The 7,157-nt window shown below is 51.2% G+C and carries 9 protein-coding genes; 5 read left to right on the top strand and 4 right to left on the bottom strand.

What is annotated here, in order from left to right; genetic code table 11:
* Positions 1–164: 164 nt before the first annotated feature.
* Together LLF79_RS26555 and LLF79_RS26550 are read right to left on the bottom strand one after the other, a co-directional pair.
* Positions 165–461, bottom strand: coding sequence for a type II toxin-antitoxin system RelE/ParE family toxin (locus LLF79_RS26555; protein ID WP_032664824.1), 297 nt, complete (start codon positions 459–461; stop codon positions 165–167).
* Entirely contained in the window at positions 448–708 is a 261-nt protein-coding gene (locus LLF79_RS26550) for a type II toxin-antitoxin system ParD family antitoxin (RefSeq protein WP_032664825.1), read from the bottom strand. Before LLF79_RS26550 ends, LLF79_RS26555 begins: the two co-directional genes overlap by 14 nt.
* A gap of 141 nt (positions 709–849) precedes the next feature.
* Between LLF79_RS26550 and LLF79_RS26545 the strand changes: the two genes are divergently transcribed.
* From LLF79_RS26545 to LLF79_RS26535, 3 genes are all read left to right on the top strand, one after another.
* Positions 850–1,374 (top strand): hypothetical protein, encoded by a 525-nt coding sequence (locus tag LLF79_RS26545; protein ID WP_032664826.1) that lies wholly within the window; start codon positions 850–852, stop codon positions 1,372–1,374.
* Positions 1,375–1,741: 367 nt separating this feature from the next.
* A complete protein-coding gene (locus tag LLF79_RS26540) occupies positions 1,742–2,512 on the top strand; it encodes a TraX family protein (protein WP_032664827.1) in 771 nt (256 codons plus the stop codon).
* Between the two features lie 14 nt (positions 2,513–2,526).
* Positions 2,527–2,850, top strand: a complete 324-nt coding sequence (locus tag LLF79_RS26535; RefSeq protein WP_032664828.1) for a hypothetical protein — start codon at positions 2,527–2,529, stop codon at positions 2,848–2,850.
* On the opposite strand, the gene LLF79_RS26530 is transcribed toward LLF79_RS26535, so the two are convergent.
* Both LLF79_RS26530 and repA read right to left on the bottom strand, forming a co-directional pair.
* Complete coding sequence (locus LLF79_RS26530) at positions 2,828–3,631, bottom strand: DUF4225 domain-containing protein (RefSeq protein WP_032664829.1); 804 nt, start codon at positions 3,629–3,631, stop codon at positions 2,828–2,830. The two genes, LLF79_RS26535 and LLF79_RS26530, sit on opposite strands and share 23 nt — an antisense overlap.
* Before the next feature lie 892 nt (positions 3,632–4,523).
* The gene (repA, locus tag LLF79_RS26525) at positions 4,524–5,537 is read right to left on the bottom strand and encodes a plasmid replication initiator RepA (RefSeq protein ID WP_032664830.1); all 1,014 of its coding nucleotides are present in this window, start codon (positions 5,535–5,537) and stop codon (positions 4,524–4,526) included.
* A gap of 654 nt (positions 5,538–6,191) precedes the next feature.
* On the opposite strand from repA, the gene LLF79_RS26520 reads away from it, so the two are divergent.
* Complete coding sequence (locus tag LLF79_RS26520; protein WP_032664831.1) at positions 6,192–6,458, top strand: DUF1778 domain-containing protein; 267 nt, start codon at positions 6,192–6,194, stop codon at positions 6,456–6,458.
* Positions 6,446–6,931, top strand: coding sequence for a GNAT family N-acetyltransferase (locus LLF79_RS26515; protein ID WP_032664832.1), 486 nt, complete (start codon positions 6,446–6,448; stop codon positions 6,929–6,931). The genes LLF79_RS26520 and LLF79_RS26515 overlap by 13 nt, the downstream gene beginning before the upstream one ends.
* Positions 6,932–7,157 lie beyond the last annotated feature (226 nt).

Genomic DNA, 7,157 nt, shown 5'->3' with positions numbered 1-7,157 from the left:
ACGGGGGAGACTTACCCGAAATCTGATTTATTCAACAAAGCCAAGTCTATCAGTAAAGAGAATGAGAGATCAAAGTGGTCATTTTAATTGAGCTGGATAACGGACATTTCAATTGAGCCTTGACAAAGCAATTGATTTTTATGTATTTAAATTTTCTTGCCCGGTTATCTCCAGGGTTCATGCCGTGCCGTATCCTGAGACTGGCTGAGAATACGTATGACCGTAACCACCGAATGCGATGGCACAAAATAGATCATGTGCTGTTCCACCGGCAACGAGCAGATATTGTCTCCCAGCTCCGCGCAATGCGTGCCGATGTCATGCATGGCCAGAACATCAAACACTGCGGCTATACGCCCAATATACGCATCCGCCTGAACAATCCCGAACTGTCGGAAGCTGTAGTCCCAGATTGCTTCCAGATCTTCTTCAGCTTTCGGTGTCAGCTCAATCTCTTTCATTTGCCACCCTGGCCCTGACATTATTCAGGAATACATCCTTGTTCCATGGTTTCGCCTCGCCGCTGCTGAGTCCTTCGGCCAGCAGATCGCGCAGTTCCTGAAGGCGGGATTCAGCCTGCTTCTCGCGCAAAAGACGCAGTGCGTCTCGCATGACTTCGCTCTGGGTACGGTAATCACCAGCCTTAACCAGGGAATCGATAAATTCGCGCAGCTCATCACCCACGTCCACCGTCATCGTACGGGCCATAACCCCTCCGTTTCATTATGTAAGATTTGTTCTTACATCAGTATACCATTTTACCATCAGGCTTCCATGCTCAGTGATCGAGACTATGGACTGCATTTATGAGATCAACAGGGATGCGAAATCAGATAGATATCTAATAGAATGCTGAGTTGTAGCCTTAAGCGAGAACTGGAAATGAAATTAACAGAAAATCGGGTAGATACACTCATCGATACCCTGAACGACCTAATCTGCGATGAGCAAAGTATTACTCGCGAACAGCGAGAAAATTTAATTAAAACGGTTGCCACACTGGGTGGGATTAAGGAGCGACTACGACTCATTTCTGCGGAGAAAGAAGCCAGACAGATCGCTAAAAACGAGAAGGTAAAGAAACCGCGCGAACCGGACCTGGTGTTTCCCCGTACTGGAAAGCCGTGGCTGCCAGAGGACCTCGATGTTATCCATTCCATTATCGACGATATACCTGATGACAGAATTGATGATCACATCCTGTGGCTTTCAAAACAGCAAGGGCGCACCCCCTATGCTGTCGCACTGAAGATTGTTGGTGTAGGAAGAATGGATGATGAGTGGGCGAAAGCCTGGAAACCCGCAGCAAAATCGCTTCGAGAAGATTATGCAAAGCTTCATCCTGCTCCCTCTTCGGATATCAGCCAGGAATAATCGGTTTTAGGTTGAGATGTATATTAAGTTATTTTGCAGCAGCCTGTTTTATAACTATAAAAATCTGCCCCTGCAAAATATGGTAAAATAATAAGCAATTGCACTCCTTAATCTAAATATATCAATATATTTGCCGATATATGTAGTAAGGAAGGGAGTGTTATGAACGATTTTCATATTTTAAATATCTGTATTCAGAATAAGGATGTGGCAGGTGCAATGCGCGTGCTGTGTGATAAATCAGAATTTGCGGTGCGCAAGATTCTGGAGAAACTAAAGATCAGGGTCACAACGCAAACCGGCAGGGCATTCTGGCATTATGTTCAGGGTTGGCTGTTAACCGCGTGTCGCCAGGGGTATATACAACATGAATCATTCAGTACCCAACGTTCTTCCCAGTATCCGGAACGCGTGCCAGCTCAGTCCCGCAGCTCTCGATATGGTCAAGCTCCTCGCACTTCTGGCCATGATTATCGACCACACGAATACGGTGTTTCTGTCGCCAGCCTGGCCGATGATGTATGCGCTTGGCCGGATGGCCTTCCCCCTGTTCACGCTTATATGGGCGATGAACGTACAGCGCACCCCGGAACGACTTCAGAAGAGAGCCAATCGGTTGTGGATCTGGGCAATCATTACGCAGCCGGTGTTCAGCCTGGCCTTCCTGCATCACCAGCCCTGGTGGGCCCTGAACATTCTGTTCGTATTTGCCGGCGTCACGCAGCTGCTTGCCCTGCAGTACCGGCACGGCCGGAAAGGAATGCTTGCGGGATATCTGATCCTGGCCCTAATGATTTGGCCACTGGAGCCGGCAAGCTACGGGCTGGCAGGAATTACGCTGGCCATCAGTATGGCAACCTTATCAGGCAGTGGCATGCCCGGAGTGAAGCGAATGGCGGTCGCTGGCGTCGTGCTGTCACTGATTTGTTTAAACGGGTTGTCGCATATCCTGAACCTGCCCGCAGAAACATTATTACTGGCCACGCTGCCTACTCTGGTATTCCCCCTGGTGGTGGTTTCTTTCTGCAGGGAAATCTGTCCGGAAGGCCGCCAGCGTTTCATGCCGCGTAATTTCTTTTATTATGCTTACGCCGGTCACCTGGGGATTATTGGTCTGATACAGTATACTTTCGCCTGATTAGGGAGGACGTGATGGCTATCAGTGAGAAAGAGCTGCTTGAGGCAGGTTTCAGCAAAAGCGAAGTGGATAATTTACAGGGCCGGCTTGCAGCAGGCGGAGGCACCATGCAGCATCTCATCGATGCGCTCTCACGGCGCTTCCGGGTGTCGGTATGGATCACTGTCGCGCTGGTTCTGGTTATGCTGGTCACCCTCATTGCCGGCAGCCGGACACACATTCTTTCCGGGGGCATGAGTTCCCTTGTAGTCCTGATCATTGCCTGGGTGACCTTCCCACCTGTACTGGGCTGGAAGGCATTCCGCCTGCAGAAGACTATTTCCCGGAAGGTTCAATAGTCAGTAAATCAAGCGCCACTTTGGCTTTAACTCCCCATCCCGCAATTTTAAGCGCCATTGCGGGACGTGGCGTGCCGGATACTTTCCTGAAGAAATCGGGCCTGGTCCAGTACCACAGCCGTTGTGCTTCGGGTTTCAGCCTCAGGCCATATGCGCCATAGACTTCGCTGAAGAGTGTGACAGCCTTATACGTCCCCAGCCCCTGCTGCCGGCTGAAGCCCAGAAATTCAGCGATCTCCATCGAGCCGTCAGCGAATATTCCCTCCGTCTGCTTATCACCGAGGAGGTTGTGCGCGGCTTCCCGTGAAATCGTGTTAAAGCCATTTACAACAATCACCGCGCCAGCCACCACGCCCACCGGCGTCATTGAGGACATCATGACGATCCCACCAAAGATGGCCGCACCGGCCACCACGACGTCGACCGCTGAAATGATGTAGCCCACAATTTTGTTCTCGTCCCGGACAACCTTCACCTCGGCATAGAGTTTTGCATAGCCGGTTCTGAGCGATCGGGACTGCTCCAGCAGGCTGGTATTTTCAGCCCGTAAGGCCCGCAGACAGGCCATACAGTCGTCATCCGTTTTCGCCCGGCGCGCGGCCTCAAACTGGGCCATGATGAATGCCCTGATCTCATCCACAAACTGAATCCGGATAAAACCATCCTGAAGGTGCATAGCCGCCACAGTGTTTGCCGTGTTAACCAGTTTCCAGGCCTCCAGGTTGATCATGGTTTCCGCCCAGGCACGGGGATTCTGGCCGGGTAAAAGCAACGTGTCCATTTTATCGCCTCGCTAATCTGTTTCTGAAAGCATATTCCCGAAACGATTTTTGACAACAAAAAATGGGCACGCTGTCCTGCAGAACTCACTGATGCCGCATCGCGGCATGGAGGCGCCAGCTGAGGCCAGACAGGGAGAGAATGCCTACGGGCGCCGTGACCGGCGTAAGCCGCTGCGGTTTGAAAGGTTCTGCCTGTCCCAACCCATTCCCTGCGAGGCCTCACCCGCTTAAAGCCATTCCGGTTGTTAATGTGCGCGGTCGGAGTGAGTCCGTCAAGGCCTGGGGCCGCTGACGGGCTGTATCTCCGCGTTAGCGCCGTGAGGCGCTTACGAGCGTGTACAGCGGGCTTAACGCGACTCTAGCTGCAGCTGCTCTGATTTCTAGTTACAACATCCCTCTTAAAGCGAGGGTGTTCCGGCCCTTCGGGCCGGGGCGGCGTCGCTTTAGTAGGGGTCAGGCCAGGAGACGGTGTCAGGTTCTGACCAGAACGGGGCCCGTCGCTTGCGACGGGAGGTATTTTTGATTTTCATCTGAGCGCGCGGCCGTGAGGCCGCTGCATGCGAAGGCCTTTTTAATTATCCACAGAGTGGCGGAAGACAAAGATCCACTCTGGAATGAAATGAACAGAGCGATAAAAAAAAGGGGTTAGATTAAATTGCGGGTTCTGTTTTTTTCATTTCCGGAAAAGGTGACTTATTCGTTTGCGGATTTCTGTGGAAAAAAGAATTCATCGCTATTCCTGGCCATCAGGGCAATGCGTTTGCGTCAGAAAATGCCGCCCGACCGGGTCGGCGGGAACAAAAAATGCTCAATTTTTCCGGAAAAAACCAGCACCAGAAGCCCCGGCGAGGGGCATGTGAACAGAGGGAGATGATGTGCCGTATATCGCGGCTAGTCCGGCGGTGACAGCGCCAGGTCCAGCTGGTAAAGATGCTGAATCGCCAGCTGTGTCAGTCGTTCCGGCGTACACCAGTACGCCTCATCATGAGGAAGGGTTTTGAAAACCCATTTTTCCATGGCATGAAGACGTTCATCCACCGGCAGCTTTATCAGATTATTGGCACGTTTACGCTCAGCGCCTTTTTTACGACGGTAAATCAGTGCTTCACGGCGCTTACGGGCAGACCAGCATTTACGCGCGGAGTGGGGCTGAACATCATCATGTTCGTTAATCACCCCGTCCCGGATCAGCTGCTCGCGCTCAGCGCTCTGACGGAGCTTCTTATCCTGCTCCTTAAACAGCTTGTCCATATTGACGCCCAGCATCTGGAATCCCAGGTGGGTGATATAGACATAGGTCGGCAGCCAGGAGCGGGATTCACGATCCCAGGTGCGTTCTTCCGCCAGCCCAAGCACACCAAAGCGTACCTGCTCTTCAATCAGGCGGGATAAGCGTGACACTGTCACCTCCGTTTCCGGGATGACATTTCCTTTAGCGTCCTTCGGGCTTAACTCTCTGGCCAGCCTGGAGATACACATGCCGACGGTATGCTTGCCGCCATCACAGAAACTGATGAGCAGGGGCCAGAGGGAGTCGATCAGGCACCGGCGTTCCGGCCGGAAACCATATTTGCGTCCTGCCTTACGGCGACCCGTGACAAAAAGGGGATGACGGGAAACGTGAACACGCAGTCTGGGGCGGCCGGTCCGCTTGTCGAACATCACGAGACGGTTGTAGGCATGCCCCAGTTCCCCGGAGAGCTTTTTATAATGCTCAGGACGGAACCAGGACGGGTTTTCACATTTGGCTTTTGTGGAGTGTTCACCGCGCTTACGGCGGGTCCGCTTTTTGACCGGCTCAGTAAGAAAATTATCCTGTGTGCCGGCATCGACGTCCTGCCAGAAACGGATTAACTCTTCGGCCGGAAGCTCAGACCAGTGAACAGAAATCTGCTTGTCATTCACGGCGGCCTGTTCTTATGGCGGCCGGGTGTTGTGTTATGTGGTGCATGCGTTATAATCCTTCACAGGCAACGCGCCTGCTTTTGGACCCCCTGATATCTGTGTCTTCCGCCAAGATGATGACAGTTATCGGGGGGTTTGTGCATTCAGGCACCGGGAAATCCCGTTACCTGCTCCTGAACGTTTTAACGGACACGTCCTGTCCCTGTTTGTTTCCGGAAGTCCGCATTTCTCCCGTAAACGCTCTTTGCCACCCGCCTGCCTCACCACAAAGCAGTCAAACCCTCAGTTTGAGTTAGGTCACAAAAGTAATCTGAATCAACAATCTGTCCCACCACAAGACGATCGCTGACGATCCGAATACTACCTTCTCGCTGGCAATATTTCCAGATGTCAGGCCAGATTAGCGTCTATCGTTTGCGTGCTAATTGTCCTGAAGGGATTTTTAACCGGCGCCGTGCACAGTAATGTCAGCGAGTTGGGTTTGATTAGGTTTGCCTGGGCAGGGTAGAGAAATTTAGAGGAGGGGCTTTAGCACAGTAATTACACGCTGACTCTTTCGTATTATCACTGCATTTGGATAAATCCGTGTAGCATTTGCTATACAACACCTTTATGCTATGCTTGTATAGCAATTGCTTTACAAGGAGCGCACTCATGAAATCAGATGTTCAGCTCAACCTCAGAGCCAAAGAATCTCAAAGAGCACTTATTGATGCTGCAGCAGAGATTCTCCATAAATCACGCACAGACTTCATTCTGGAAATGGCATGCCAGGCGGCCGAGAATGTTATCCTCGACCGTCGCGTTTTTAATTTTAACGATGAGCAGTACGCAGAGTTTATTGATATGCTCGATGCACCAGTTGCGGATAACGTTGCCATTGATAAACTGCTGGCAAGGAAACCTCAGTGGGACGTGTAACAGCACCAGAACCATTATCCAGTTGCCATCAACTTGCTGAGTTCGCCAGTGGTGAGACTGTACTTGATGACTGGCTTAAACAGAGAGGATTGAAAAACCAGGCTCTGGGGGCTGCCCGAACGTTCGTAGTTTGTAAAGCAAACACGAAACAGGTTGCCGGTTTTTACTCTCTGGCCACCGGCAGCGTTAACCACGTGGAAGCAACGGGAAGTCTCAGGCGCAACATGCCAGATCCTATTCCGGTAATCATACTTGCTCGCCTGGCAGTCGATGTTTCATTCCGGGGAAAGGGGCTCGGGGCCGATTTACTGCATGATGCAGTTCTGCGCTGTTATCGTGTAGCTGAGAATATTGGAGTCCGTGCAATTATGGTTCATGCACTGACTGAAGAAGCCAAAAGTTTTTATCTTCATCATGGCTTTAAGCCATCGCAAACCCAGGAACGTACACTGTTTCTCAAGTTACCACAGTAGGTTGTGAGACCGGAAAGGAGCACCTCTGTAAGATAACTAATTGATTATTAATTAAAATATTATTCCATTTAACATAATCTTTGTTGTGCGCACCAACTGTGTAATGGCTCAATAGTAATGTCCGCCTGTGGCTCAATTCAGATGTCCGCGCTATGGTAAGCTTCACTGGTCCGTTTAAACTACCGGGAGGCATATCATGAGCGCAGAAAGCTCAGGAGTGTTTACT

Source organism: Enterobacter cloacae complex sp. 2021EL-01169, from assembly GCF_020733125.1.
Lineage (GTDB): Bacteria > Pseudomonadota > Gammaproteobacteria > Enterobacterales > Enterobacteriaceae > Enterobacter > Enterobacter roggenkampii.
The sequence above is the reverse complement of the archived record's forward strand: the minus strand, read 5'-3'. Positions and strand labels throughout refer to the sequence as shown.

Excerpts from the sequence above, each read along its gene's own strand:
- LLF79_RS26555 (WP_032664824.1), bottom strand. The coding sequence starts at position 461 with ATGAAAGAGATTGAGCTGACACCGAAAGCTGAAGAAGATCTGGAAGCA.
- LLF79_RS26550 (WP_032664825.1), bottom strand. The coding sequence starts at position 708 with ATGGCCCGTACGATGACGGTGGACGTGGGTGATGAGCTGCGCGAATTT.
- LLF79_RS26545 (WP_032664826.1), top strand. The coding sequence starts at position 850 with ATGCTGAGTTGTAGCCTTAAGCGAGAACTGGAAATGAAATTAACAGAA.
- LLF79_RS26540 (WP_032664827.1), top strand. The coding sequence starts at position 1,742 with ATGAATCATTCAGTACCCAACGTTCTTCCCAGTATCCGGAACGCGTGC.
- LLF79_RS26535 (WP_032664828.1), top strand. The coding sequence starts at position 2,527 with ATGGCTATCAGTGAGAAAGAGCTGCTTGAGGCAGGTTTCAGCAAAAGC.
- LLF79_RS26530 (WP_032664829.1), bottom strand. The coding sequence starts at position 3,631 with ATGGACACGTTGCTTTTACCCGGCCAGAATCCCCGTGCCTGGGCGGAA.
- LLF79_RS26520 (WP_032664831.1), top strand. The coding sequence starts at position 6,192 with ATGAAATCAGATGTTCAGCTCAACCTCAGAGCCAAAGAATCTCAAAGA.